The organism is Halomonas sp. H10-9-1, from assembly GCF_040147005.1.
Classification (GTDB): Bacteria; Pseudomonadota; Gammaproteobacteria; order Pseudomonadales; family Halomonadaceae; genus Halomonas.
Window position 1 is genome coordinate 1,706,666 of record NZ_JAMSHO010000001.1, and the last position, 24,392, is coordinate 1,731,057.

Consider the following 24,392-nt stretch of genomic DNA (forward strand, 5'->3'; position numbering starts at 1 on the left):
AAGGGACAAGGAGCAAGGAAGCAAGGGCGTGCGACCCCTTGCTCCTTGACCCGTGATTTCTTTTTTACTCTTCTTCGCAAGGATCTAATTCGTGGCATCAATGGATAACGTGCGCCTGGGCGTGATCGGCCTGGGCTATGTGGGGCTGCCGCTGGCGGTGGAGTTCGGCAAGGTGCTGCCCACCGTGGGCTTCGATATCAACGCCAAGCGCATCGCTGAGCTGCGCGACGGCGTGGACCACACCCTGGAGGTGGAGCCGGAGCTGCTGGCCGCGGCGAGCCAGCTGAGTTTCGAGAGCGAGCTCGAGGCGCTGCGCGATTGCAACGTCTATATCGTCACCGTGCCGACGCCCATCGATTCGAGCCGCCGGCCGGACCTGACGCCGTTGGTCAAGGCCAGCGAGACCCTGGGCCAGGTGGTGGGGCAGGGCGATGTGGTGATCTATGAGTCCACCGTCTACCCGGGCGCTACCGAGGAGGCGTGTATTCCGGTGGTGGAGCGGGTCTCCGGGCTCGCCTACAACCGTGACTTCTTCGCCGGCTACAGCCCCGAGCGGATCAATCCGGGCGACAAGGAGCACCGCGTCACCACCATCAAGAAGGTGACCTCGGGCTCCACCCCCGAGATCGCCGAGTTCGTCGATGCGCTCTATCGCCGGGTGATCACCGCCGGTACCCATCTGGCCAGCTCGATTGCCGTGGCCGAGGCGGCCAAGGTGATCGAGAACACTCAGCGCGACGTCAACATCGCCCTGATCAACGAGCTGGCGGTGATCTTCAACCGCCTGGGGATCGACACCGAGGAGGTGCTGGAGGCCGCCGGCACCAAGTGGAACTTCCTGCCGTTCCGACCGGGGCTGGTGGGCGGCCACTGCATCGGCGTGGACCCCTACTACCTTACCCACCGCGCCCAGCAGGTGGGCTACCACCCGGAGATGATCCTCGCCGGGCGGCGCCTCAATGACGGCATGGGCGCCTATGTGGCCAGCCAGCTGGTCAAGCAGATGATCAAGCGGCGCCTCCATGTGGAAGGCGCTCGGGTGCTGGTGATGGGCCTCACCTTCAAGGAGAACTGCCCGGACCTGCGTAACACCCGGGTGGTGGATATCATCAGGGAGTTGGCCGACTACGGGGTGGCGGTGGACGTATTCGATCCCCAGGTCAACAAGGACGAAGCCGAGGCGGAGTATGGCATTCGCCCCGTGGAGCAGCCCACTGAAGGCGCCTATGACGCCATGATCCTCGCCGTCGCCCACCGCGAGTTCAAGGCCCTCGGCTGTGATGGCATCCGCGCCTGGGGCAAGGCCGAGCATGTGCTCTATGACCTCAAGTACCTGCTGCCCAAGGAGAGCGTGGACCTGAGGCTGTAATCAGCCTTTGTGGCGCCTTCACCGGGGTCAGACCCTTCAGGGAACTTAGGCCAACCCCCGCCTAAGTTCCCTGAAGGGTCTGACCCCTGCTGCTTAAGGCTTATCGTTGCATGTAACAAGGTGGCGCGCTACCCTTGCACATGAAACGAAGGAGGGTTCGTCATGGTAGCGACCAATGACGTGAATAATCGGGTGAAGAGGCATCGCGCTGCCTTGCGGGCAGCCGGCCTTCGCCCGATCCAGATTTGGGTGCCGGACACCCGACAACCCGGCTTTGCCGAAGAGGCTCGGCGCCAGTGTGCTGTCGTCGCGGCTGCCGACGCCGACGATCAGGACGTCCACGCCTTCATGGATGCCGCTCTTCTGGACTTGGACGAAGACGAGAGTGACGCATGAGGCGAGGCGACCTGGTCACCCTTGTCCTGTCCGGTGACTTCGGGAAGCCGCGTCCCGCTCTCATTATTCAGTCGGATCAGTTTGCCGGTACCGGCAGTGTGACGGTGCTGCTGCTCTCCAGTGCCCGGGTGGATGCGCCGTTGCTTCGCCTTGATGTGGAGCCCACCCCCGAGAATGGCTTGCAGCGACGCTCCCAGATCATGGTGGACAAGCCCATGACGGTGAAGCGTCAGAGGGTGGGACAGGCCTTCGGCCACCTCGACGACAGCGTCATGCTCGCCGTCAACAGGGCGCTGGCTGTCTTCTTGGGCTTCGCGTGAGGCGCCACTCTAGGGGGGCAGACCCTTCAGCAAACTTAGGCAATAGGCCGCCTAAGCCTATTTAAGGGTCTGACCCCAAAGCACGCGGTGTGCTCGACGTGCGTCCTGGTATCACCGGACTCGCACAGGTCAATGACATCGACATGTCCACGCCCAAGCTGTTAGCCGAAACGGATGCTAGGATGCTGGCTAGTCTGACTGTTGGTGCGTATTTCAGATATATCTTCCAGACTGTTGCCGGCAAGGGCGCTGGTGATCGCGTTCGTCAGGACAGTTGATCTGCTTTATATGCTGACACCGTGCTCAGAGCGAAAGGATTCACCATGACCCAATCAGGAAAGATGCACCGTTCCATCGCCACCCTCAGTCGCGGCAAGAAACGCCTGTTCATGGTGGCCGCGGACCTGATGGCGTTGCCCCTGACACTGGGGGACTCCCAGGCTTGCCAGCTGAGCCGAAACCGATCACTATTCGGCTCATAGCGTGAGTCGAATGCCGTTGTCATTCGGCTCCTCCGCCTTCTTGGAGGTCTGGCATGACCGATCACGCCTCGACATGGATCTGGCAGCATCCTGACTGGCCGAACTTCACCTGGCACGCGGCCGAGGTTCAGCCGCGGGTCCAGGCATGCTGGAGGAATCTCGGCATCTTGCTGGGACGGTCAGGGGCCCTGACATCCGCGGATGACCAGGACGCTGAGGCAAGAGCCGCCCTGGATACGCTATTGCAGAATATCGTCACCTCCTCGGCTATCGAGGGGGAGCGGCTCAATGTGGCGTCAGTTCGCTCATCCCTGGCCCGGCGCCTTGGCGTGGAGGAAGCAGAGGGGGTGACGTCACCACGTTCCGAAGGCCTGGCGGAGCTAATGCTGGATGCCACCTTCAAGCCTGACACGCCGCTGGACACCAAGAGGCTGTTTCAGTGGCATCGGTGGTTGTTCCCTGATGCTGACGCCGGCCTGACGACGCTAAGGCCCGGGCAGTGGCGCGGGGTGGAGCCCATGCAGGTGGTCTCGGGTCGCCTCGATCGCCCCAAGGTGCATTTCGAGGCACCGCCGCGCAGGGAAAACGCATGAAAAACCGCTCTACGACGGGCTTCGTAGCGCTTTACCAGTAGGAGCTAATGTGGTCATCTAACGGCTTTTGCTCATGGATGACCCGATGCTGACACCGTCCCTTATGCACCATTTATCGATCGTTCCCGACTTCCGCCAGGCTTGGAAAGTGCAGCATCAGCTGTCGGATATCCTGTTTCTGACGGTGTGTGCGGTGATCTGTGGTGCCGAAGGTTGGGACGAAATCGAGGATTTTGGCCACGCAAAGCTCGATTTTCTTCGCCAGTACGGCAATTTTGAGGCCGGCGTGCCCAGCCATGACACCCTGGCCAGGGTGATGGCCCTGGTGAATGCCGAGCAGCTGCAAAGCGCGTTTGCCGAGTGGATGAAGGCCTGTCACGACGTAACCGAAGGAGCGGTGGTAGCCATCGATGGCAAGACGTTGCGTGGGTCGTACTGCCGAGGGAAGGGCAAAGGGGCGATACACATGGTCAGTGCCTTCAGTGCGGCAAATGGTGTGGTGCTGGGCCAGGTCAAGACGGCCGAGAAATCCAACGAGATCACGGCGATTCCCGAGCTGCTCAAGCTTCTCAATCTGCAAGGCTGTCTGGTGACGATCGATGCTATGGGCTGCCAAAAGAAGATCGCCACTCAGGTGCTGCAGAAGGGCGCCGATTACCTGCTGTCGGTGAAGGAAAATCAGCCAGCCCTAGCGGATGCCTTCGAGGCGGCGTTTCCCATGGCCAAGGTGGTCAACTTCGAAGGGGATGCCTATGTCACGGACGAGAAGAACCGAGGGCGGCAAGAGACCAGATACCATATTGTCAGCAAGGTTACTGAAGAATTTCAGGAGCTTAGCTATGAATGGCCAGGCCTGAAAACGGTGGGCGTGGTGATGAGTTTCCGCCAGGAAGGCGATGAGGTGCCAGAAGCCCCGATGATCCGTTACTACATCAGCTCTGCGGAGCTGAGCGCCAAGAAGCTCGCCGAAGCGGCTCGCCAGCATTGGTTCGTGGAAAATAAGCTTCACTGGTCATTGGACGTCGCTCTCCGCGAGGACGCCTGCAAAATTCACCGAGGACAGGCGGCGGAAAACCTCGCCAGGATCCGGCATATCGCGCTGAATTACCTGAAAGGGGAGACCCGTTTCAAAGGCGGCATCCGGCGAAAACAGAAGAAAGCGGCGCTGGATGAGACCTACCTGGCGGACATTCTTGCGGTGTAGGATTTTTCATGCGTTTTCCCTGCACCGCCGCGTGAGGGGTTGGAACATGAGGTTGATCAGTTCCTCGCGTGGTTCGAGTCCAGCCGTCATGACCCCGAGTTGGATCCCCTGGTTCGGGCGGGCCTGGCACACTTCTGGTGTGTGACGCTGCATCCGTTTGAAGATGGCAACGGCCGGATTGCCCGGGCCATCGCCGATCGTGCCTTGGCGCAGGCGGATCAGCAGAGTATCCGCCTGTATGCCATGTCGGCGGCTATCTTGGAGCGCCGCGCTGACTACTATCGCCGCCTGGAAGCGAGCCAGCATGGCACGCCAGACCTGACGGCCTGGCTTGTCTGGTTCCTGGAGACTCTGGATGCCACCTTGCTGGATGTCTTGGCGCAGGTCGAACGGACGTTGGCCAAGACCCGTTTCTGGCAGCACTTCAGGGCGGCCGGCCTGTTGCCTGAGCAGGTGAAGGTGCTGAACCGCCTGCTGGATGGCGGCGAGAGAGGCTTCGAACACGGCATCAGTGCGTCGCAGTACCAGAAAGTCGCCAAGGTCAGTAAGGCAACCGCCACCCGCCATCTCGCTGGGCTGGTCGAGAAGGGGTGCTTGGTGAAGCTTCCAGGAGGTAGCCGCAGCACGCGCTATCAGGTGTCGCACTCTAGGGGGTCAGACCCTTCAGCAAACTTAGGCAATAGGCCGCCTAAGCCTATTTAAGGGTCTGACCCCAAAGCACGAGGGTCTGACCCCAAAGCACGATTAGCAAGGAGCGAGAATGAAGATCGCCATTGCCGGTACCGGCTACGTGGGCCTCTCCAACGCCGTGTTGCTGGCCCAGCACAACGAGGTGGTGGCGCTGGATATCGTCGCCGAGAAGGTGGCGTTGCTGAATGATCGGGTGTCGCCCATCGAGGACGCCGAGATCAGCGACTTCCTGGCCCATCGCGAGCTCAACTTCACGGCGACCCTCGACAAGCAGGCCGCCTATCGCGATGCCGACTTCGTGGTGATCGCCACGCCTACCGACTACGACCCGTTCACCAACCACTTCGATACCTCAAGCGTCGAGGCGGTGATCCAGGACGTGATGGCCATCAACCCCGAGGCGGTGATGGTCATCAAGTCCACCGTGCCGGTGGGCTACACCGTGAAGGCCGGCGAGCGCTTCGGCACCCGGAACCTGCTCTTCTCGCCGGAGTTCCTGCGCGAGGGCAAGGCCCTGTATGACAACCTGCATCCGTCGCGGATCATCGTCGGGGAGCGCTCCGCGCGTGCCGAGGCGTTCGCGGGGCTGCTTGTCCAGGGAGCCGTGAAGCACGATATCCCGGTGCTCTTCACCAACAGCACCGAGGCGGAGGCGATCAAGCTGTTCGCCAACACCTACCTGGCCATGCGAGTGGCCTACTTCAATGAGCTGGATACCTACGCCGAGACACACGGCCTGGATACCCGCCAGATCATCGAGGGGGTGGGGCTGGACCCGCACATCGGCAGCCACTATCACAACCCCAGCTTCGGCTACGGCGGCTACTGCCTTCCCAAGGATACCAAGCAGCTGCTGGCCAACTACCAGGACGTGCCAAGCAACCTGATCCAGGCGGTGGTGGATGCCAACCGCACCCGCAAGGACTTCATCGCCGAGCAGGTGCTGGCGCGCAAGCCAGGCGTGGTGGGGGTCTATCGGCTGATCATGAAGGCCGGCTCCGACAACTTCCGCGCCAGCGCCATGCAGGGCGTGATGAAGCGCATCAAGGCCAAGGGCATCGAGGTGATCGTCTATGAGCCGGTACTGGAGGAGGCCACCTTCTTCGGCTCCCGGGTGATCCGCGACCTCGAGGCCTTCAAGGCCGAGGCCGATGTGATCCTCTCCAACCGCATGGCGGAAGAGCTCGAAGACGTCGCCGAGAAGGTCTATACCCGGGATCTGTTCGGCAGCGACTAGCCCACCGGGGTCAGACCCTAGCCCCCGGGGTCTGACCCCTACTCGTTGTAAGCCACCTCTTACACGCCGCGTAACCCTTGTCTTACACAGCGGCCTCTCAGCTGCCTTAATTCCGCCACCTTGCGCTGATAGAATGCTCGCTCTGTCACGATGTCTCGTCTCCGCCCTCTTTCACGCAGGAGTTCTGCGTTAATGATTCGCCTTCTCCAGCCGCTTTTTCGCCTGCCACGCGCCCATAAACGGCTGATTCAGCTGGTGGTGGATAGCGTGCTGATCGCGCTGAGCTTCCTGCTGGCGATGCTGTTGCGCCTGGACAGCTGGGCCTTCGCCAGTCAGCCGGCGGTGTGGTGGGTGCTGCCGGTGGTGATTCCGGTGAGCCTTTTGATCTTCATGCGCCTGGGTTTCTACCGCGCGGTGATCCGCTACATGAGCATGAAGGCGGTGAAGGCGGTGCTGGCCGGGGTGGCGGCATCCACCCTCTCGCTGATGGTGGTCAACGCCATCTACCAGCTGCCGGTGCCGCGTTCGGTGCCGTTCATCTACGCCATGCTGGCCACCCTGACCATCGGTGGGGTGCGCATGGCGCTGCGTAGCCTCTACCTGCGCAACCAGCTGCGCTACAAGACCCGGGTGCTTGTCTACGGCGCCGGGGCGGCGGGGCGCCAGCTGGTGCAGTCGCTGCGCCATGGCCAGGAGTATGAGCCGGTGGGCTTCATCGACGATGATCCGGCGCTGATCGGTACCCTGATCCAGGGCATCAAGGTCTATCCTCAGGCGCGGATCGAGCAGCTGGTGGAGGACTACGGCATCGAGAAGCTGCTGCTGGCCATGCCCAGCGCCAGCCGGGCGCGGCGCCGGGCGATCCTCGAGCGCCTGGAGCCCCTCGACGTGCCGGTGCAGACCATTCCCGGCATGGCCGACGTGGTGGCCGGGCGTGCCCGCATCAGCGAGCTGCGCGACGTGGCGGTAGAGGACCTGCTGGGCCGCGACCCGGTGCCGCCGGAGCCGGAGCTGATGGGCGCCAACATCACCGGCAAGGTGGTGATGGTGACCGGCGCCGGGGGGTCCATCGGCAGCGAGCTATGCCGGCAGATCCTGCGTCAGTCCCCGGCCCGGTTGCTGCTGTTCGAGCTCTCCGAGTTCAGCCTCTATCGCATCGAGCAGGACCTGGCGCAGATCGCCCGGGAGGAGGGCCTGGAGGTGCCGGTGCACGCCCTGCTGGGCTCGGTGCAGCACCGCGACCGGGTGCAGAAGATCCTCGAGGCCTTCGCGGTGCAGACGGTCTACCATGCCGCGGCCTACAAGCATGTGCCGATGGTAGAGCACAACGTGGTGGAGGGGCTGCGCAACAACGTGATGGGCACCCGCGAGCTGGCCCTGGCCGCCATCGAGGCGGGGGTCGAGCGCTTCGTGCTGGTCTCCACCGACAAGGCGGTGCGCCCCACCAACGTGATGGGCGCCAGCAAGCGCCTCGCCGAGCTGGTGTGCCAGGCCCTGGCCACCTACCAGTCGCGCACGCGCTTCTGCATGGTGCGCTTCGGCAACGTGCTCGGCTCCAGCGGCTCGGTGGTGCCGCTGTTCCGTCGCCAGATCGCCGCCGGCGGGCCCATCACCGTGACCCATCCCGAGATTACCCGCTACTTCATGACCATCCCCGAGGCCGCCCAGCTGGTGATCCAGGCCGGCGCCATGGGGCAGGGCGGTGATGTGTTCGTGCTCGACATGGGCGAGCCGGTGAAGATCGCCGAGCTGGCCGGGCGGTTGGTGCGCCTCTCGGGCCTGGAGCCCTGTTTCCCGACGCTGGACGGCGCCGAAGCTCCGCTGCCCGCCGCCGAGCAGGGCGATATCGAGATCCGCTTCACCGGCCTGCGCCCCGGCGAGAAGCTCTATGAAGAGCTCCTGATCGGCGAAGCCGTCTCGCCCACCCGCCACTCGCGCATCATGACCGCCAGCGAAGTCGCCCTCAGCTGGGACGAGATGCAGGCCCTGCTCGACGCGCTCTTCCATGCCTGCCAGGCCTTCGACGCCGCCCGCATCCGCGAACTGCTGATCCAGGCTCCGCTTGGCTACCACCCCCAAAGCCCCCTCGTCGACCTGGTGTGGGAACAGCCCAAGCAGGGTCAGACCCTCAAGGTCACTTCGGTTTCTTGATGCGCTCCATCCAGCTCAATGCGCCGGGGGTGGCGAGGAAGGTGTCGCGCATCTCTTCGCGGTAGTACCACGCCTGGTCGGCGCCGCCGATGGTGATGCCGAGGGGGTCGAGCCTGGGCGCCTTGCGCTGGCTCGCCACCAGGTAGTTGAGCACCTTGGGCATCGCCTGGTAGGCAGTGGTCAGGGCCTCTTTGGCGTCGTGGAGCCGATTCAGGCGGATGAGTGCCAGCACGCGTCCGTAGCGTGTCTCGGGCAGGAAGTCGTCGGGGTAGCGTTCACAGATCGCCAGGGCGTGTTCGTCGCGCTCCGCCTGCAGCAGGGCGTTGATCAGGGGGCCGCGCACGCCCAGGTTGTCATCGGGACAGAGTGCCAGCACCCGGGTAAGCAGCTCGATCTCATCGTCGGGGTTCGCCTGGCCCAGCGCCATCTCCCTCATCAGCCGTAGCAGCGGGCGGTGTTCCAGCCATGCCCAGGGCAGCTGGCCACCGGCCGGCAGGGCATCGAGGAGGTGGGCGATCACGCGCTCCTGCTGGGCGAAGAGCGCCATGTTGAACGCTTCCTGGAGCAGGCTCGACGAGGCGCCGGTGAAGGCGCCGAGGCGCTCCAGGAAGTCCGGGCTCTGCAGCAGGGCCGGGTGCCGGCGGATCTGCTCGGCGTCAGTCACGCTCTGCGTCTCGCCGGCCTGGTAGAACGCCGCCTGAGCCTTGTCGACCTCCTCGGGCAGCACCAGCACCCACTGCTCCTGGCGGCCCTCCGCCGAGGGCGGGCCGGGGTCGAAGTGTGCGGGGTGCAGCGGCTGCTCCAGCGCTTCCTCGAGCAGGCCGACAAGCGGTTGCAGTTGCTCCTCGGGGATGCCGAAGATGGCATAGGCCTCGTCGCCCATGGGCGCCTGTGCCAGGCTCCATTCATCGTCACCGTTATCGTCATCAGCGAGGTCATCCAGCGACGCCAGGCTGGCCTGCTCCTCCAGCATGGCGATGGCGTCCTCATCCCCCAGCTCATGGGCCACCGCTAGCCACGCCTTGGCGGTGCGCTGTGCCTCGGCGTCGTCGCCCAGCTGGCGCAGGCAAAGGGTCTTCAAGACCCCGGTCGACAGCTGCTCGGGCGCCAGCCGCTCGAGTCGGCCCACATGCTCTAGCGCCTCCTGGTTGCGCCACTGCTCGAGACAGTGGATCACCAGCCAACACAGTGCCTGGTTGGCGGCCTGGGGTTTGAGGTCCGGCAGCAGCGCCGTCAGCTTCCTTTCCCCGGCGTCGAGGTGGCCAAGCGCCGAGTAGGCATTGCCCAGCAGCTGCAGGGTATCGGCCTGTAGCTCCGTGGACAGTCCGCCCTTGTCGAGAATGGCCAGCAACAGGTTGCGCGCCTTGCCGGGGTGATCGTCCTCCAATTCCTTGGCTGCCAAGGCAAGCCGTACCTCGGCGGGCGCGGTCTTGGCAGCGGCCTGACGCTGCGCCTTGGTGAAGTGATCGACGGCGAGCCGTGGAATCGGCAGCACGTCATCCAAGTCGATCATCGGCGAGTTCACCAGCGGCTGGCAGCAGCGCTTGAACTTCTTGCCTGAACCGCAAGGGCAGCTGTCGTTGCGCCGTGGGGCGGGCAGCGGAGCGCACTGGAAGTGGCGGCACGGCAGCGGCATCTGGTTCCAGATCGCGCGGCCAAGCATCCAGTAGGGCATGCTCCCCTCGAGCCAGGTGTCGAGGCCGCTCTGCCTGACGATGTCACCCAGGTCGGCGAAGTAGCGCTCGGCATCCTGGTGCGCCAGGATATGCGCGATGGAAGCATCGAAGAAACGCAGGAAGCCCTCCCACAGCTCGGGGGGCATCTCGGAGGCGATGTCGTCTTGATTCATGGGCGATTTCGGGGTCTGGATGTTGTGGCCAGTACGGTAACACGCTGCCCCGCCAGGGTCAGACCCTTAAGCGAATTTAAGGGTCTGACCCTCAGCGGGGGAGCCAGCGGCTGGCGAAGGCGTCGGCGGGCTGGGGCGTGTCGTAGAGGAAGCCTTGTACCAGGTCGATGGGGTAGCAGGGAAAACGCATGAAAAACCGCTCTACGACGGGCTTCGTAGCGCTTTACCAGTAGGAGCTAATGTGGTCATCTAACGGCTTTTGCTCATGGATGACCCGATGCTGACTCCGTCGCTTATGCACCATTTATCGATCGTTCCCGACTTCCGCCAGGCCTGGAAAGTGCAGCATCAGCTTTCCGACATCCTGTTCCTGACCGTCTGTGCAGTGATCTGTGGAGCTGAAGGATGGGACGAGATTGAGGATTTTGGCCACGCAAAGCTAGATTTTCTTCGCCAGTACGGCGATTTTGAGGCTGGCGTACCGAGCCATGACACCTTGGCCAGGGTAATGGCGTTGGTGAATGCCGAGCAGCTCCAAACCGCCTTTGCCGAGTGGATGAAGGCCTGCCATGACGTGACTGATGGGGCGGTGGTGGCCATTGATGGCAAGACGCTGCGCGGCTCGTACTGCCGCGGCAAGGGCAAAGGGGCGATACACATGGTCAGTGCCTTCAGCGCGGCGAATGGCGTGGTGCTGGGGCAGGTCAAGACAGCGGAGAAGTCCAACGAGATAACTGCCATTCCTGAGCTACTCAAGCTGCTGAATCTGCAAGGTTGTCTGGTAACAATCGATGCCATGGGTTGCCAGAAGAAGATCGCCACTCAGATCCTGCAGAAGGGCGCCGATTACCTACTCTCGGTGAAGGAAAATCAGCCAGCCTTGGCAGATGCCTTTGAGGCGGCGTTCCCCATGACCAAGGTGGTCAACTTCGATGGGGATGCCTATGTCACGGATGAAAAGAACCGGGGGCGGCAAGAGACTCGCTACCACATCGTGAGTGAGATTACTGAAGATTTTCAGGAGCTTAGCTACGAGTGGCCAGGCTTAAAAACGGTGGGAGTCGTCATGAGTTTCCGTCAGGAAGGTGACGAAGCCCCAGAGGCTCCGATGATCCGTTACTACATCAGCTCAGCCGAGCTTAGCGCCAAAAAGCTAGCCGAAGCGGCCCGCCAGCATTGGTTCGTGGAAAATAAGCTTCACTGGTCGCTGGACGTCGCTCTCCGTGAGGATGCCTGCAAAATCCATCGCGGACAGGCGGCGGAAAACCTCGCCAGAGTCCGGCATATCGCCTTGAATTACCTGAAAGGGGAGAAGTCTTTCAAGGGCGGAATCCGGCGGAAGCAGAAGAAAGCCGCACTGGATGAGACGTACCTGGCGGACATTCTCGCGGTATGAAATTTTTCATGCGTTTTCCCTGGGGTATGATCGGTCTTGGTGTTCTTCTGGCGCTCTATCTGGTGCCGATGAGCCTGTTTGGCCGCGAGTTGCACGCGCCCGACCTGCAGCAGCGTTCGTTGGCGATCGCCGGAGTGCTGCTTAGCGTGGCCTATATCGACTTCGGTCTGTCGCAGTCTTTCCTGACCCATAACAGCGGGGTGATGATGTTCGCCTTCCTGCTGGCGGTGTTGTGGGGCTGCTTCCGAGCCACGGGTAGACCGTAGTCAGCTGAGTCTGTCTGGTTTGGGGGCATACATTGGAGGCCTTCGGCCTCCAGTCGCGATGCGGAGCATCCCTCCTACTGCTGTCTCTGCCGACCTCTCGACCCCTCAGATCAGGAAAAACCGCCCATACACCGCCATCAGCGGCTCCCCGGCAAGCAGCGCGATCCAGCCGGCCAGCGCCAGGTAGGGGCCGAAGGGCATGGGGGCGCCGCGTAGCCTGGGCACGGCGAGCTGGATCAGGATGCCGAGCACCGCGCCGACGCCGGCGGAGAGGATCAGCAGCAGTGGCAGGTATTGCCAGCCCAGCCAGGCGCCCAGGGCGGCAAGCAGCTTGAAGTCGCCGTAGCCCATGCCCTCCTTGCCGGTGATCAGCCGGAACAGCCAGTAGACGCTCCACAGCGCCAGGTAGCCGGCCATGGCGCCGATCACCGCGCTTTCCAGCATCAGCGGCTGGAACAGTAACTGGTAGAGCAGGCCCGCCCACAGCAGCGGCAGGGTCAACACGTCCGGCAGCAGCTGGGTGCGCAGGTCGATCACCGCCATGGCCAGCAAGGCCAGGCACGCCGCCAGCATGAAGCCGGCCTGAAAGCCAACGCCATACAGCGCCACCACGGCCACCGCCAGCACCCCGCCGGCCAGCTCCACCAGCGGGTACTGGGGGCTGATGCGCGCCTGGCAGTTGGCGCAGCGCCCGCGGCGCTTCAGCCAGCCGATGACCGGGATATTGTCGTGCCAGGCGATGGGCGCCTCGCAACTGGGGCACATGGAGCGGGGGGTGACCAGGTTGAAGGGCTCGTTGTGCTCCTCGGGCAGCTCCAGCGCCTCGCGTGCCTCGGCTCGCCAGCCGTGCATCAGCATCACCGGCAGCCGCACGATCACCACATTGAGAAAGCTGCCCAGGCACAGCCCCAGCAGGGCCGCCAGCAGCAGCAGGGAGGCGGAAAGGTCGAGCACGAGGATGTCCTTGTCGAGTGAGTGATAAGGGTGGCCGAGCACGCACTTCCTTTACAGTACCGAGCCCAGCTCGAAGATCGGCAGGTACATCGAGACCACCAGGCCGCCCACCATGGTGCCGAGAATCACGATGATGAACGGCTCGATCAGCGAGGTCAGGCTGTCGACCATGTTGTCGACCTCCTCCTCGTAGTAGGTGGCCACGCGGTCCAGCATGGCGTCCAGGGCGCCGGACTCCTCGCCGATGCCCACCATCTGCACCATCATCGCCGGGAAGCGCTCGGTCATGCGCAGCGCGAACTGGATGCGTTGCCCCTCGGAGACGTCATCGCGCACCCGCAGCACGGCGCGCTCGTAGACCTTGTTGCCGGTACTGCCCGCCGAGGTCCCCAGGGCGTCGATCAATGGAATGCCGGCGGCGAAGGTGGTCGAGAGGGTGCGCGCGAAGCGCGCCATCACCGACTTGAGCAGTATCTGGCCGAGCACCGGGATATGCAGCATCAGCGCGTGCACGCGGTAGGTCACCGCGGGTGACAGCTTCATGCTCCAGCGCAGCAGCATGATGCTGCCGACCACCGCCAGCAGGGCCTTCCACCAGTAGGCCTGGGCCAGCTCCGAGAGGTGGATGGTGAACTGGGTGGCGGCGGGCAGCTCGGCGCCGAAGCCGGCGAACATGCTCTCGAACTGCGGCACCACCTTGATCAGCAGCAGGGCGCTGACGCCGATGCCCACCAGGATCACCGCCGCCGGGTACCACAGCGCCTTCTTGACCCGCGACTTGAGCGACTCGGTCTTCTCCTTGTAGATGGCGATGCGCTCGAGCATGCCGTCGAGCGTGCCCGACTGCTCGCCGGCGTCGATCAGGTGGCAGAACAGGCTGTCGAAGTGCTGCGGGTGCTGGCGCAGTGCCTCGGCGAAGCTGGAGCCGCCCGCCACGTCGTTCATCAGCCGCTGCACCAGGGCGCTCATCGCCGGCTTGCGCATGCTCTCCGAGACCACCTGGAAGGCCTGCAGCACCGGCAGGCCCGCGCTGATCATGGTCGCCATCTGGCGGGCGAAGAGCATGATGTCGCGGTTGGTGATGCGCCCCAGCCCGCGCCCCACCTTGCCCTTGCGGCGGATGAAGGTCACCGTGATGCGCTGGGTACGCAGCATGTTCTCCACCTCCTCGCGGGAGGTGGCCACCACGTTGCCCTTGACACGCTGGCCGCGGGGGTTCTTGCCGCCCCATTTCCAGCGCGACAGGCTGATCTCTTTCTCGTTGAAGCGTACGGGACCGGCCATGGGGTTCCTCGTCGGGCGGTTTACACCTTGATGATACGGTTGACCTCGGCCAGGCTGGTGACCCCGGCGCGCACCGCCTCCAGGCCACTGTGGCGCAGGTCCGGGTAGCCCTCTCGGCGGGCCTGCTGATCGAAGTCCAGCGAGGTGCCGTTGCGCAGGATCAGCTCGCTCATCGCCTCGCTGATCGGCACCACCTCGTAGATGCCCACGCGCCCCTTGAAGCCCTTGGTGCAGCGCCGGCAGCCCACCGGCTCATACAGCGTCAGGGTGTCCAGCTCGTCCTCGGCGAAGCCCTGGTCGCGCAGGGTGTCGCGGGGCAGGGTGGTGCTCTGCTTGCAGTGTGGGCACAGCCGCCGGGCCAGGCGCTGGGCGATGATCAGGCTCAGCGAGCTGGCGATATTGAACGGCGCCAGCCCCATGTTGGCAAGACGGGTCAGGGTCTCCGCCGCCGAGTTGGTGTGCACCGTGGAGAGCACCAGGTGGCCGGTCTGCGAGGCCTTCACCGCGATCTCGGCGGTCTCCAGGTCGCGGATCTCGCCGACCATGACGATATCCGGGTCCTGGCGCAGGAAGGCGCGCAGCGCGCTGGCGAAGTCGAGCCCCACCTTGGGCAGGATATTGACCTGGTTGACCCCCGGCACCTTGATCTCCACCGGGTCTTCCGCGGTGCAGATGTTGCGCTCCTCCTCGTTGAGCATGTTGATGCCGGTGTAGAGGGTCACCGTCTTGCCGCTGCCGGTGGGGCCGGTGACCAGGATCATGCCCTGGGGCTGGAACAGTACCTCCTCGAACAGCGCGCGCTGCTGGGGGCTGAAGCCCAGCTTCTCGATGCCCATCTTGGCCGAGCTGGGGTCGAGGATACGCAGCACCACCTTCTCGCCGTAGACGGTGGGCAGCGAGTTGACGCGAAAGTCGATGGAGTGGTGGCTGGAGGTACGCAGCTTGATGGCGCCATCCTGGGGGATGCGCCGCTCGGAGATATCCAGCCGCGCCATCACCTTGAGGCGCGCCAGGATGCGCGTGCGCATGCCGAACGGCGGGTGGGCCACGTCGTGCAGGATGCCGTCGATACGAAAGCGCACCCGGAAGCTGGTCTCGTAGGGCTCGAAGTGGATATCCGAGGCGCCGCGCTTGATGGCATCCATCAGGATCTTGTTGACGAACTTGATGATCGGCCCGTCTTCCCTGACAGAAGCCATCTCGCTCTGCAGGTCGACCTCGCCGCTACCCTGCTCCTCGTACTCCAGCTGGCCCAGCGCCTCGTCGGCGTCCTCCAGCTCCTCCATCAGCCGCCGGCTGCTGTGCATCAGGTACTGTTCGAGCAGCGCCTGCAGCTGGTCCAGCGGCGCCAGGATGCCTTCCGGGGTCAGCCCGGTGGCGAACTGCAGCTCGTCGAGCCCCACCAGGGTAGCGGGGTAGGGCACCGCCACCAGCAGGCGGTTGCCCTGGCGCTTGAGCGGCAGCACCTGCAGCCGGCGCAGCAGCTCCTCGGGGAAGCTCTCGGCCGGGGGCAGCACGTCCTGGCGCAGTGCATCCAGGTCGAGCGCCGGGATGCCGTACTCCCACGAGGCCGACACACACGCCTGATGGGCCGGCACCAGGCCGTTCTCGATCACGTGCTGGAGCAGCGAGATCTGCGCCTCGTGGGCCTCCGTCTCGGCGCGCCGGGCGGCGGCGCTGCTCATCAGGCCATCGTCGACCAGGCGCCGAGCCAGGCCGCGCAGGCGCGTGGAGACCGGCGGCGCATCGGGCGGCGGGGAAGCGGGGGCGTCGCCATCGCCGGCAGGTGGCGTAGCGCCTCCTGCGCCGGGGGTGGGGCGGGCCTCGTGGGCGTCGTCCATGGGGCTCCAGGCAGACTGCATAAGGAATTACCACTTTAGCCGCTAGGCCCCGTCACTGGCCAGTTGGTGCCCCATCGCAAGGCCAACGGTAACAAATATTTACACACCGTTCACGTAATGAGGTAGACTGGCTACACTAGCATCGCCATTCACCCAACCGCGAGGGCGGCCGTGGGCCTGTTCATCCTCCCGTTACTGCGCCTTGCCGGCCGCGCCCAGCGCGCCGCCCGCCGGGGCCCTAGCCGCCAGGTCGGCTTTACGCTGATCGAGCTGTTGATCGTGGTGGCCATCATCGGCATCCTCGCCGCCATCGCCGTGCCCAGCTATCGGCAGTATGTGGTGCGCGCCGAGGCCGGCGCCGCCCTGGCCGATGCCGCGGCGCAGCGCACCCCGGTGGAGGCCCACCTGCAGAACGTCAGCCCCGCGCCGCCCGCCAATCCCCCCCCCGGCACCCAGATCAGCCTCGATGCCCAGCAGGCCACCATCACCGCCAGCCGCGAGCGTGGCGCGGTGACGCTGACCCGTCCCGCCCAGGGTGGTTGGCAGTGTTCGCATACCTTCGCTGTCTCGCTGCCCGGGTGCGCGGCCGGCGCTGGGCAAGGCTCGCCCCCGCCTGATGACCCTGGGGCCGAGGGCGACGGCACACCGGGTAATGCGGGCCAGGGCAACGGCAACGGCAACGGCAACGGCAACGGCAACGGCAACGGCAACGGCAACGGCCAGGGCCAGGGCCAAGGCCAAGGCAACGGCCAGGGCAATAGCCAGGGCGGCAGCAATGCCAGCGAAGAGGGTCAGGCCAACGGCAACCCCGGCGGCTGACCGGCGCCCCCGGCTTCGGCTTGATGCAGGTCAAGTCCAACGCCGGCACACCGCGAATAGCGCTTGCGCGATTACAAAGCATAACGTACCGTTACTCTAACGCCTGGTGGTAGACTGGGCTGGGCAAGCGCCTGGCCTTGGGTATACTGGGCGGGCGGTTGAGAGATGCGGCAGAGGCCAATTCTGGATCAGCCGTCGTGATTGACCAACGCGCTGTGGGCGGCAGCCAGGGAAAACGCATGAAAAACCGCTCTACGACGGGCTTCGTAGCGCTTTACCAGTAGGAGCTAATGTGGTCATCTAACGGCTTTTGCTCATGGATGACCCGATGCTGACTCCGTCGCTTATGCACCATTTATCGATCGTTCCCGACTTCCGCCAGGCCTGGAAAGTGCAGCATCAGCTTTCCGACATCCTGTTCCTGACCGTCTGTGCAGTGATCTGTGGAGCTGAAGGATGGGACGAGATTGAGGATTTTGGCCACGCAAAGCTAGATTTTCTTCGCCAGTACGGCGATTTTGAGGCTGGCGTACCGAGCCATGACACCTTGGCCAGGGTAATGGCGTTGGTGAATGCCGAGCAGCTCCAAACCGCCTTTGCCGAGTGGATGAAGGCCTGCCATGACGTGACTGATGGGGCGGTGGTGGCCATTGATGGCAAGACGCTGCGCGGCTCGTACTGCCGCGGCAAGGGCAAAGGGGCGATACACATGGTCAGTGCCTTCAGCGCGGCGAATGGCGTGGTGCTGGGGCAGGTCAAGACAGCGGAGAAGTCCAACGAGATAACTGCCATTCCTGAGCTACTCAAGCTGCTGAATCTGCAAGGTTGTCTGGTAACAATCGATGCCATGGGTTGCCAGAAGAAGATCGCCACTCAGATCCTGCAGAAGGGCGCCGATTACCTACTCTCGGTGAAGGAAAATCAGCCAGCCTTGGCAGATGCCTTTGAGGCGGCGTTCCCCATGACCAAGGTGGTCAACTTCGATGGGGATGCCTATGTCACGGATGAAAAGAACCGGGGGCGGCAAGAGACTCGCTACCACATCGTGAGTGAGATTACTGAAGATTTTCAGGAGCTTAGCTACGAGTGGCCAGGCTTAAAAACGGTGGGAGTCGTCATGAGTTTCCGTCAGGAAGGTGACGAAGCCCCAGAGGCTCCGATGATCCGTTACTACATCAGCTCAGCCGAGCTTAGCGCCAAAAAGCTAGCCGAAGCGGCCCGCCAGCATTGGTTCGTGGAAAATAAGCTTCACTGGTCGCTGGACGTCGCTCTCCGTGAGGATGCCTGCAAAATCCATCGCGGACAGGCGGCGGAAAACCTCGCCAGAGTCCGGCATATCGCCTTGAATTACCTGAAAGGGGAGAAGTCTTTCAAGGGCGGAATCCGGCGGAAGCAGAAGAAAGCCGCACTGGATGAGACGTACCTGGCGGACATTCTCGCGGTATGAAATTTTTCATGCGTTTTCCCTGGGTGAAGCCCTGGGCCTCCAGCACCTCGTGGGGAATATCCGCCGGCTGCTTGCAGTGCTTGCACAGCCGGCGCGCCAGGCGCTGGGCGATGATCAGGCTCACGGAGCTGGCGATATTGAACGGTGCCAGGCCCATGTTGGCCAGGCGCGTCAGGGTCTCCGCCGCCGAATTGGTGTGCACGGTGGAGAGCACCAGGTGGCCGGTCTGGGAGGCCTTGACGGCGATCTCGGCGGTCTCCAGGTCGCGGATCTCGCCGACCATCACCACGTCGGGGTCCTGGCGCAGGAAGGCGCGCAGGGCGCTGGCGAAGTCCAGCCCGATCTTGGGCAGCACGTTGACCTGGTTGACCCCGGGTACCTTGATCTCCACCGGATCCTCGGCGGTGCAGATATTGCGCTCCACCTCGTTGAGGATATTGATACCGGTGTAGAGGGTCACCGTCTTGCCGCTGCCGGTGGGGCCGGTGACCAGGATCATGCCCTGGGGCTGGTCGAGCACCGCTTCGTACATCGCCTTCTGCTCGGGGGTGAAGCCGAGCTGCTCGATGCCGATCTGCGCCGAGGTCGGGTCCAGTATCCGCAGCACCACCTTCTCGCCGTAGACCGTGGGCAGCGAGTTGACGCGGAAGTCGATGGAGCGGCTCTTGGAGAGCCGCAGCTTGATGGCGCCATCCTGGGGCAGGCGGCGTTCGGAGATATCCAGGCGCGACATCACCTTCAGGCGTGCTGCGATGCGGGTGCGCATGGCGAAGGGCGGGTGGGCCACGTCGTGGAGCATGCCGTCGATGCGGAAGCGCACCCGGTAGCTGGTCTCGTAGGGCTCGAAGTGGATGTCCGAGGCGCCACGGTTGATGGCGTCGAGCAGGATCTTGTTGACGAACTTGATGATCGGAGCGTCTTCACGGGCAGTCTTTGCCTCGGCGTTGATGTCCACCTCGCCGCTGCCTTCGCCCTCATCGAATCCCAGCTCACCCAGGGCGTCATCCACCCCTTTGAGCTCATCCAGCATGCTCTTCTCGCTGCGGGCGAGGTAGCTCTCCAGCACCGGCACCAGCTGGTCCACCGGGGCCAGTATCCCTTCCGGCGTCAGGCCGGTAGCGAACTGCAGCTCGTCCAGCTGGGCAAGCGTCGAAGGGTAGGGCACCGCCACGGTGAGGCGGTGGCCGTGCTGGATCAACGGCAGCACCTTGAGCTTGCGCAGGATCTTCTCGGCGAATTGCTCGGCGCCGGGCAGGGTCTCGGGGCGGATGGCGTCCAGGTCCATGATCGGCAGGCCATACTCCCAGGCGGCGGAGAGGGTGGCTTGGCGGGCCGAGACCAGACCGGTGTCGATCACGTGCTCCATCAGCAAGACCTCACCCTCCCGCGCCTCCTCCTCGGCGCGCACCGCCGCCGCATGGGACAGCCGCCCGTCTGCCACCAGTCGCCGCGCCAGGCCGCGCAGCCCGCCGGTATCGGGCTGGGCGCTCTTGAGCGGGGCATGGGGCGGGTTGCGGTAGTCGTTCATGGCGTCTCGCTGAGGGAGGGAAACATTGTTCCCCATTCTAGCCCCCAACCCTACCCCGCGCCCAGCCGCCGCCGTGCCGGCTACCACGCGAATTCAACCTTGTGACAGCCCCCTGCCCCGAAGCGTTGAGCCAGCTCATGAAATTTATTGCCGCAGCGCCTAAGATGAGTGTTGCAAGGGAACGGAACGTAACTTAATGTAAGCGTAAGCACCATGGAACGGTGCCACCGTTCAACCGGGCGGCCACCCAACACCACCCGGACTGGCCAGGGGCCACGACGGACAGGAGACAAGGGGCTAGATCATGAAGACAAATGAATTGATCACCGAATTTAAGACAAAGAGGGGCAAGCGCGGCCAGGGCGGTTTTACCCTGATCGAGCTGCTGATCGTGGTGGCGATTATCGGCATCCTGGCGGCGATTGCGATTCCGCAGTATCAGGATTATACAGTGCGTTCTGCTAATAATGCATGTATTTCTGACTTGCGTGCTTATGGAACTGCTGTTGCGGTAGCGAGAAATCAAGGTGAAGGCGAGCCAACACCTCAATCTGTATTACCCCGTTATACCGGCGGTACTGGGGTCACAAATCCTGACGCTGATGGTGGGCTTACAGCTTGCGCGTCGATTACACAGTCTGTCGAAGGCACCTCAACACTTACTGGAACGGCACGAGCTCCGAGTGGGGAAACAGTTACAGTTGATATCGGTATTACTGGAACCTGATTTGACTGATCCCATAAGTCTAAATAGAGATATTTCTTCATTCCACACCTAGCCTGAACCTAGCGGCCGGCATAATGCCGGCCGCTGACGTTGCTGAGTCCGTTTACGAGCTCAAACTTGCTCCTTTGTTAACCTGCTTCTTTTTCTCTTCCCAGCCCGGCCGCCGATTCGATGCCAAGTCACTCGCCCCGATCCCCGCTCCGCTACTGTTTGCCGCTGCTGATTTCTCTCGGGTTTCCTATCTTTACAGCAATTGGCCTAGCCCTGGGCGTGCTGCTGCCCTGGCAGCTGGGCTCGGCGAGCCTCTATCCGCTGCAGCGGGTTGTTCAGCTGGCCACCCTGGGGCTGGTGCTGCCGATCGGTGGTCTGGTGCTGCTCCGCGCCTTCGAACCGGCCCGGCTGCTGCGTCTACCAGCACGCCTTCGCTGGACGTTGAGCGTGGCCGCGGTGTTGATGGCGGCTGCGCTGGTCTTGGCGCCTCATGCTGGCGTGGCATTGCTGGAGCTTGGCTATCTTATGCTGCTGAGTGTCGCCGGCTCGCTGCTGGCAGCAAGCTCAAACAACCTCCCTCGCCTGGCCTGGGCGGCACTGGGTGGGCTGCTGACACTTTTCTTGCTGCTCTATTCCGTCTTCGCCGCCGACCATCTGCACTTGGTATGGCCCTTCGCTAACCGCCACGACTTCGGCCCCGGTTTCGCCAATGTGCGCTTCTTCGCCGATGTGGCGGTGGGGGTGATGCCGCTGGCTTTGCTGTATGCCGTGGCAAGGCGACGCCCCTCCGCGGTGGCGGCCTTCCTGTGTGTGATACCGCTCACCTTCTGGTGGTGGCTGCTCTGGGTCAGCGAAAGCCGGGCGGCGCTCTTGGGGCTTATCGCCGGCGCGGCGGTTGCGCTCTTTCTGTTTGGTCGCGCCGCGCGCTGGCCGCTGACCATGCTGGCGATTTCCGGGGCGCTGGGCTTGGTGGGGTGGTGGTTCCTTAACCCTATTGGTGGCGGTGGCAGTGGTGCGGAGCAGGCCTTCGTGCGCGATATCACTTCATCAAGCGGCCGCCTCGATCTCTGGCGTGATGCCCTGCGCTATTCGCTGGGACACTTCCCTTTGGGCATCGGACCGATGGGCTTCGCGGGCGATGGCAACCTGCGCAGCGCCCATGCTCATAACTTTTTCCTCAATACCGCCGCGGAGTGGGGCTTGCCACTGGCGCTTTTGCTGCTGGCGCTGCTTCTCTACGGCTGCTGGGTGATCGTTCGTCGGGCCCGCGCCATGCCCGAGGGCGACAAGCCCATCTATGCTTGCCTGGTGATCGCCTTCGTCGGGGTGGTGGTCAACGCCCAGTTTGCCGGTTCACATATCATCCCGCTGAGTTCGCTGGTGCTGGTGCTCTCCATCGGACTGGTCTTTGGTTACCGGCCAAGCAACGAAGCACCACCGCCCATCCCGGTCGGACCGGTACCGCTAAGGGCTACCCTTATATGGGCGGCGTTGATGCTGCTCTACGCCTACCTGCTCTATGCCGGCCTCGAACTCTACTGGCTCGCCGAGGACTCCACTGCCACCTGCTTCCAGGAGCAGGGCCGCGCCTACTATTACCCGCGCTTCTGGGCCCAGGGGCGGCTGGAGTGCATGCAGATGGTCGACCCGGACCACTGGCTGTTCTGGAGCTGGCGCGATTGGCGTCAAGGCTGAGGGGCCAGGTGCCTGCTCGCGTTTTCCGTCGATAGACTTCCCTAGGTAATGCTTGGTAATCGATTGTGATATTGTGTTAGAGGAATCTTCTTCACGGTAACAGGGAAGTTGCGCATGCGTTCACGCCACGGCTATCGTGTTGCCGCCGCTCGACGCGAAAAGGGCGCCGCCTTGATCATGGTGCTGAGCATGCTGGTGGGCTCGAGCATCATCGGGATCAGCGCCATGAACCTCTCGCTGACCGGCGAGCGGCTGGCCGGCAACCAGAAGGCCAGCCTGCAGGCGCGCATGATCGCCGAGAGCGCGACGGCGGAGCTGTTCGGTTCGTTGGGCGCCGTCATGCAGGCGGCTACCGCCGACGGCGAGCCGCCGGCGTGCACCAGCGAGGCGCAGCGAGAGGCGCTGTGGGCGAATGACGAGGCCTATAGCGTTTATCCGCCAGATGCCAGTAGTGATACCTATCCCCAGGCACGGGTGGTGATCTGTAACGCCAGAGACGACGAGGTCGGGAACTCTGGCCGCACCTCCGCCGCCATCCTGGGGCTTGCCGGTAACGCCCAGCATCCGGCGCGTTACCCGGCCACGGTGTCGGTGCGCGAGAATTTCGCCGGTCTGGCCACCACCAACTTCATCGGCGGCATCGCCGAGGATGCCGATATCCAGTGGCCTAACTCCCAGAACTCGCGGCTCGATATGGGCCCCGGCGGCAGGGCGATCTACTTCGATGAGCTGGTGGGCAGTAGCCATGCCGATCTCTTCCAGTCGCTGATCGACGACGGCGACCTCGACGAGGGAGACTACACCGCGCTCGACAAGGCCGCGCTGATCGGCAGTATGGGTGAGAATACCGACAAGATCATCGACGGTAGCCCCCAGGCCGCCATCGCCGCTGCGCAGCCTGATCGCGACGGCATCAATTCGACCATCGATCTGCTGCAGGATATCTACCAGACCTGCCAGGGGGAGGGTGGCCAGGCGGCGAGCAACGCCATGCTGGCCAATGAGGGCGCGGTTGCCCTCAGTGCCAACGCCAATGCCAATAATGGTGGCGGCAACAACGGCAACAACGGCAACAACGGCAACAACGGCAACAACGGCAATGGTCAGGGTGGTTCAGGCGCAGGCCTGTGCGCCTATGTGCGTATCGTGCCGCCGGGTGCCAGAGATAAAGAAAACGGCTTTGGCCCAGGTGAAAAGACCTTCAACGGCCTCTATATCGACCTAAGCGGCAAGCTGGATCTGCGTGGTCAGGAAAGGGTGAATGGCGCCGCCGTGGTGGCGAATGTGGAAGTGATCGACGGCGACTGGGTCAGCCTGCCCAACCACACCCTCAAGCTGGCCGGTGGCGGCAACGCGGGCACGGTGTGGCACGACAACTTCAACCTAGAACTCGCCATCGCCGAGCTCAAGAACCTGGATCCTGATCGCTTCGAAGACCTCACCATCGAGTCCTTCTGGGGCGGTGGGGAAAGCGGATCGAATGGCTGGTCGTTCGAGGGCTGGATCCAGCTTAGCGTGGAGTGACGCCCGACAAGCGCCCGCCGCTAGCCGTCACGCTTATCAGGTGTCTTCCGTGTGATGCTGCTCGTGATGGGTGAAGGCCTGGCGGTGACGCTGGGCGCGCTCGATGGCGTCGCGGATATCCTTCTCCGGTGCCTCCAGGGCGTTCATCGGCCTGAAGATGGCGCGGCCGGGCGGAGCGCCACTGGTATCGATACGCTGGCGCAGGAAACGCACATCCTCCTGACTGACCAGGCCTTCCCCATCGGTGGCGGGGATGGTTTTGAGCTGCCCCTCCCAGGTCCAACAGTGCTGAGGCACGCTGGCGATGCGCCATGAGCGCTCCAACCACAGGGCGCGGTCGGGAAAGGTGATGCTGAGCTCCTCTTCGGGCACCAGCCCCTCGAAGAGGCGGGCATGCAGTACCCAGCCGGTGTCGCCCATGCGCACGCCACCCTGATAGCGCCGGCCGCGCAGCTGGTTCAAGGCTTCGCGCGGCTTGAGGTCGGTGGTCAGAGTACCCTGGCCACACAGGTGAATCAGGCGCTGGGACATATCGACCTGCTTGATGATCCACACGCGAATCGGCTTCCTGCCAAATAGTGTCTTGAACACTTCGGATTCCTTGAGGGGCGGAAGGGTGTGGCCACCCA

General features: G+C 63.6%; 22 protein-coding genes and 1 pseudogene. 17 read left to right on the top strand and 6 right to left on the bottom strand.

From position 1 onward, the window contains the following. Positions 1-100: 100 nt before the first annotated feature. From tviB to NFH66_RS07830, 10 genes and pseudogenes are all read left to right on the top strand, one after another. Positions 101-1,369 carry a Vi polysaccharide biosynthesis UDP-N-acetylglucosamine C-6 dehydrogenase TviB gene (tviB, locus tag NFH66_RS07785; RefSeq protein ID WP_349611683.1) on the top strand — a complete coding sequence of 423 codons (1,269 nt, stop codon included), beginning with the start codon at positions 101-103 and terminating at the stop codon, positions 1,367-1,369. A 162-nt stretch (positions 1,370-1,531) separates the two neighbouring features. Next, the gene (locus NFH66_RS07790; RefSeq protein ID WP_349609626.1) at positions 1,532-1,765 is read left to right on the top strand and encodes an antitoxin MazE family protein; all 234 of its coding nucleotides are present in this window, start codon (positions 1,532-1,534) and stop codon (positions 1,763-1,765) included. Further along, the gene (locus tag NFH66_RS07795) at positions 1,762-2,085 is read left to right on the top strand and encodes a type II toxin-antitoxin system PemK/MazF family toxin (protein WP_349609627.1); all 324 of its coding nucleotides are present in this window, start codon (positions 1,762-1,764) and stop codon (positions 2,083-2,085) included. The genes NFH66_RS07790 and NFH66_RS07795 overlap by 4 nt, the downstream gene beginning before the upstream one ends. Before the next feature lie 89 nt (positions 2,086-2,174). After that, on the top strand, positions 2,175-2,363 hold the full coding sequence (locus NFH66_RS07800; protein ID WP_349609628.1) for a hypothetical protein: 189 nt from the start codon (positions 2,175-2,177) through the stop codon (positions 2,361-2,363). Between the two features lie 45 nt (positions 2,364-2,408). Beyond that, a complete protein-coding gene (locus NFH66_RS07805; protein WP_349609630.1) occupies positions 2,409-2,567 on the top strand; it encodes a hypothetical protein in 159 nt (52 codons plus the stop codon). A 53-nt stretch (positions 2,568-2,620) separates the two neighbouring features. Continuing rightward, the gene (locus tag NFH66_RS07810; RefSeq protein ID WP_349609631.1) at positions 2,621-3,160 is read left to right on the top strand and encodes a DUF4172 domain-containing protein; all 540 of its coding nucleotides are present in this window, start codon (positions 2,621-2,623) and stop codon (positions 3,158-3,160) included. Between the two features lie 85 nt (positions 3,161-3,245). Beyond that, positions 3,246-4,364 carry an ISAs1 family transposase gene (locus NFH66_RS07815; protein ID WP_349608077.1) on the top strand — a complete coding sequence of 373 codons (1,119 nt, stop codon included), beginning with the start codon at positions 3,246-3,248 and terminating at the stop codon, positions 4,362-4,364. Between the two features lie 33 nt (positions 4,365-4,397). Beyond that, positions 4,398-5,066, top strand: a pseudogene (locus NFH66_RS07820) (Fic family protein); the annotation flags it as partial. A 58-nt stretch (positions 5,067-5,124) separates the two neighbouring features. Beyond that, positions 5,125-6,291 carry a nucleotide sugar dehydrogenase gene (locus tag NFH66_RS07825; protein ID WP_349609633.1) on the top strand — a complete coding sequence of 389 codons (1,167 nt, stop codon included), beginning with the start codon at positions 5,125-5,127 and terminating at the stop codon, positions 6,289-6,291. Between the two features lie 192 nt (positions 6,292-6,483). Beyond that, on the top strand, positions 6,484-8,442 hold the full coding sequence (locus NFH66_RS07830) for a polysaccharide biosynthesis protein (protein WP_349609634.1): 1,959 nt from the start codon (positions 6,484-6,486) through the stop codon (positions 8,440-8,442). Here NFH66_RS07830 and NFH66_RS07835 read toward each other — a convergent pair. Continuing rightward, on the bottom strand, positions 8,426-10,291 hold the full coding sequence (locus NFH66_RS07835; protein ID WP_349609636.1) for an SEC-C metal-binding domain-containing protein: 1,866 nt from the start codon (positions 10,289-10,291) through the stop codon (positions 8,426-8,428). The genes NFH66_RS07830 and NFH66_RS07835 overlap by 17 nt on opposite strands. 277 nt (positions 10,292-10,568) lie before the next feature. Here NFH66_RS07835 and NFH66_RS07840 point away from each other — a divergent pair, with 277 nt between their 5' ends. Next, positions 10,569-11,687: an ISAs1 family transposase gene (locus tag NFH66_RS07840; protein WP_349611684.1), complete on the top strand. Its 1,119-nt coding sequence runs from the start codon at positions 10,569-10,571 to the stop codon at positions 11,685-11,687. Positions 11,688-11,695: 8 nt separating this feature from the next. After that, entirely contained in the window at positions 11,696-11,953 is a 258-nt protein-coding gene (locus NFH66_RS07845; RefSeq protein WP_349609638.1) for a hypothetical protein, read from the top strand. A 105-nt stretch (positions 11,954-12,058) separates the two neighbouring features. On the opposite strand, the gene NFH66_RS07850 is transcribed toward NFH66_RS07845, so the two are convergent. From NFH66_RS07850 to pilB, 3 genes are read right to left on the bottom strand one after another with little or no spacing between them, the layout of a single operon-like run. Next, positions 12,059-12,907 carry a prepilin peptidase gene (locus NFH66_RS07850; protein WP_502878672.1) on the bottom strand — a complete coding sequence of 283 codons (849 nt, stop codon included), beginning with the start codon at positions 12,905-12,907 and terminating at the stop codon, positions 12,059-12,061. Between the two features lie 51 nt (positions 12,908-12,958). After that, the gene (locus NFH66_RS07855; RefSeq protein ID WP_349609639.1) at positions 12,959-14,191 is read right to left on the bottom strand and encodes a type II secretion system F family protein; all 1,233 of its coding nucleotides are present in this window, start codon (positions 14,189-14,191) and stop codon (positions 12,959-12,961) included. 20 nt (positions 14,192-14,211) lie between these two features. Then, positions 14,212-16,032 (bottom strand): type IV-A pilus assembly ATPase PilB, encoded by a 1,821-nt coding sequence (gene pilB / locus NFH66_RS07860; protein WP_349609641.1) that lies wholly within the window; start codon positions 16,030-16,032, stop codon positions 14,212-14,214. 171 nt (positions 16,033-16,203) lie between these two features. Between pilB and NFH66_RS07865 the strand changes: the two genes are divergently transcribed. Then, the gene (locus tag NFH66_RS07865; protein WP_349609643.1) at positions 16,204-16,851 is read left to right on the top strand and encodes a prepilin-type N-terminal cleavage/methylation domain-containing protein; all 648 of its coding nucleotides are present in this window, start codon (positions 16,204-16,206) and stop codon (positions 16,849-16,851) included. Between the two features lie 328 nt (positions 16,852-17,179). Further along, the gene (locus NFH66_RS07870) at positions 17,180-18,298 is read left to right on the top strand and encodes an ISAs1 family transposase (protein WP_349611684.1); all 1,119 of its coding nucleotides are present in this window, start codon (positions 17,180-17,182) and stop codon (positions 18,296-18,298) included. Here the strand turns inward: NFH66_RS07870 and NFH66_RS07875 are convergent. Continuing rightward, complete coding sequence (locus tag NFH66_RS07875; RefSeq protein WP_349609645.1) at positions 18,222-19,826, bottom strand: ATPase, T2SS/T4P/T4SS family; 1,605 nt, start codon at positions 19,824-19,826, stop codon at positions 18,222-18,224. The genes NFH66_RS07870 and NFH66_RS07875 overlap by 77 nt on opposite strands. Positions 19,827-20,130: 304 nt before the next feature. On the opposite strand from NFH66_RS07875, the gene NFH66_RS07880 reads away from it, so the two are divergent. The 3 genes from NFH66_RS07880 to NFH66_RS07890 all read left to right on the top strand — a co-directional run bounded on the left by NFH66_RS07880 (position 20,131) and on the right by NFH66_RS07890 (position 23,763). After that, positions 20,131-20,553, top strand: a complete 423-nt coding sequence (locus NFH66_RS07880; RefSeq protein ID WP_349609646.1) for a pilin — start codon at positions 20,131-20,133, stop codon at positions 20,551-20,553. Between the two features lie 270 nt (positions 20,554-20,823). Continuing rightward, on the top strand, positions 20,824-22,239 hold the full coding sequence (locus NFH66_RS07885) for an O-antigen ligase family protein (RefSeq protein WP_349609647.1): 1,416 nt from the start codon (positions 20,824-20,826) through the stop codon (positions 22,237-22,239). A gap of 114 nt (positions 22,240-22,353) precedes the next feature. Further along, positions 22,354-23,763: a pilus assembly PilX family protein gene (locus NFH66_RS07890; protein ID WP_349609648.1), complete on the top strand. Its 1,410-nt coding sequence runs from the start codon at positions 22,354-22,356 to the stop codon at positions 23,761-23,763. A gap of 36 nt (positions 23,764-23,799) precedes the next feature. On the opposite strand, the gene NFH66_RS07895 is transcribed toward NFH66_RS07890, so the two are convergent. After that, the gene (locus NFH66_RS07895) at positions 23,800-24,354 is read right to left on the bottom strand and encodes a hypothetical protein (RefSeq protein ID WP_349609650.1); all 555 of its coding nucleotides are present in this window, start codon (positions 24,352-24,354) and stop codon (positions 23,800-23,802) included. Positions 24,355-24,392 lie beyond the last annotated feature (38 nt).

Coding starts and splice junctions, on each gene's coding strand:
- tviB (WP_349611683.1), top strand. CDS start 101: ATGGATAACGTGCGCCTGGGCGTGATCGGCCTGGGCTATGTGGGGCTG.
- NFH66_RS07790 (WP_349609626.1), top strand. CDS start 1,532: ATGGTAGCGACCAATGACGTGAATAATCGGGTGAAGAGGCATCGCGCT.
- NFH66_RS07795 (WP_349609627.1), top strand. CDS start 1,762: ATGAGGCGAGGCGACCTGGTCACCCTTGTCCTGTCCGGTGACTTCGGG.
- NFH66_RS07805 (WP_349609630.1), top strand. CDS start 2,409: ATGACCCAATCAGGAAAGATGCACCGTTCCATCGCCACCCTCAGTCGC.
- NFH66_RS07810 (WP_349609631.1), top strand. CDS start 2,621: ATGACCGATCACGCCTCGACATGGATCTGGCAGCATCCTGACTGGCCG.
- NFH66_RS07815 (WP_349608077.1), top strand. CDS start 3,246: ATGCTGACACCGTCCCTTATGCACCATTTATCGATCGTTCCCGACTTC.
- NFH66_RS07825 (WP_349609633.1), top strand. CDS start 5,125: ATGAAGATCGCCATTGCCGGTACCGGCTACGTGGGCCTCTCCAACGCC.
- NFH66_RS07830 (WP_349609634.1), top strand. CDS start 6,484: ATGATTCGCCTTCTCCAGCCGCTTTTTCGCCTGCCACGCGCCCATAAA.
- NFH66_RS07835 (WP_349609636.1), bottom strand. CDS start 10,291: ATGAATCAAGACGACATCGCCTCCGAGATGCCCCCCGAGCTGTGGGAG.
- NFH66_RS07840 (WP_349611684.1), top strand. CDS start 10,569: ATGCTGACTCCGTCGCTTATGCACCATTTATCGATCGTTCCCGACTTC.
- NFH66_RS07845 (WP_349609638.1), top strand. CDS start 11,696: ATGCGTTTTCCCTGGGGTATGATCGGTCTTGGTGTTCTTCTGGCGCTC.
- NFH66_RS07855 (WP_349609639.1), bottom strand. CDS start 14,191: ATGGCCGGTCCCGTACGCTTCAACGAGAAAGAGATCAGCCTGTCGCGC.
- pilB (WP_349609641.1), bottom strand. CDS start 16,032: ATGGACGACGCCCACGAGGCCCGCCCCACCCCCGGCGCAGGAGGCGCT.
- NFH66_RS07870 (WP_349611684.1), top strand. CDS start 17,180: ATGCTGACTCCGTCGCTTATGCACCATTTATCGATCGTTCCCGACTTC.
- NFH66_RS07875 (WP_349609645.1), bottom strand. CDS start 19,826: ATGAACGACTACCGCAACCCGCCCCATGCCCCGCTCAAGAGCGCCCAG.
- NFH66_RS07880 (WP_349609646.1), top strand. CDS start 20,131: ATGAAGACAAATGAATTGATCACCGAATTTAAGACAAAGAGGGGCAAG.
- NFH66_RS07890 (WP_349609648.1), top strand. CDS start 22,354: ATGCGTTCACGCCACGGCTATCGTGTTGCCGCCGCTCGACGCGAAAAG.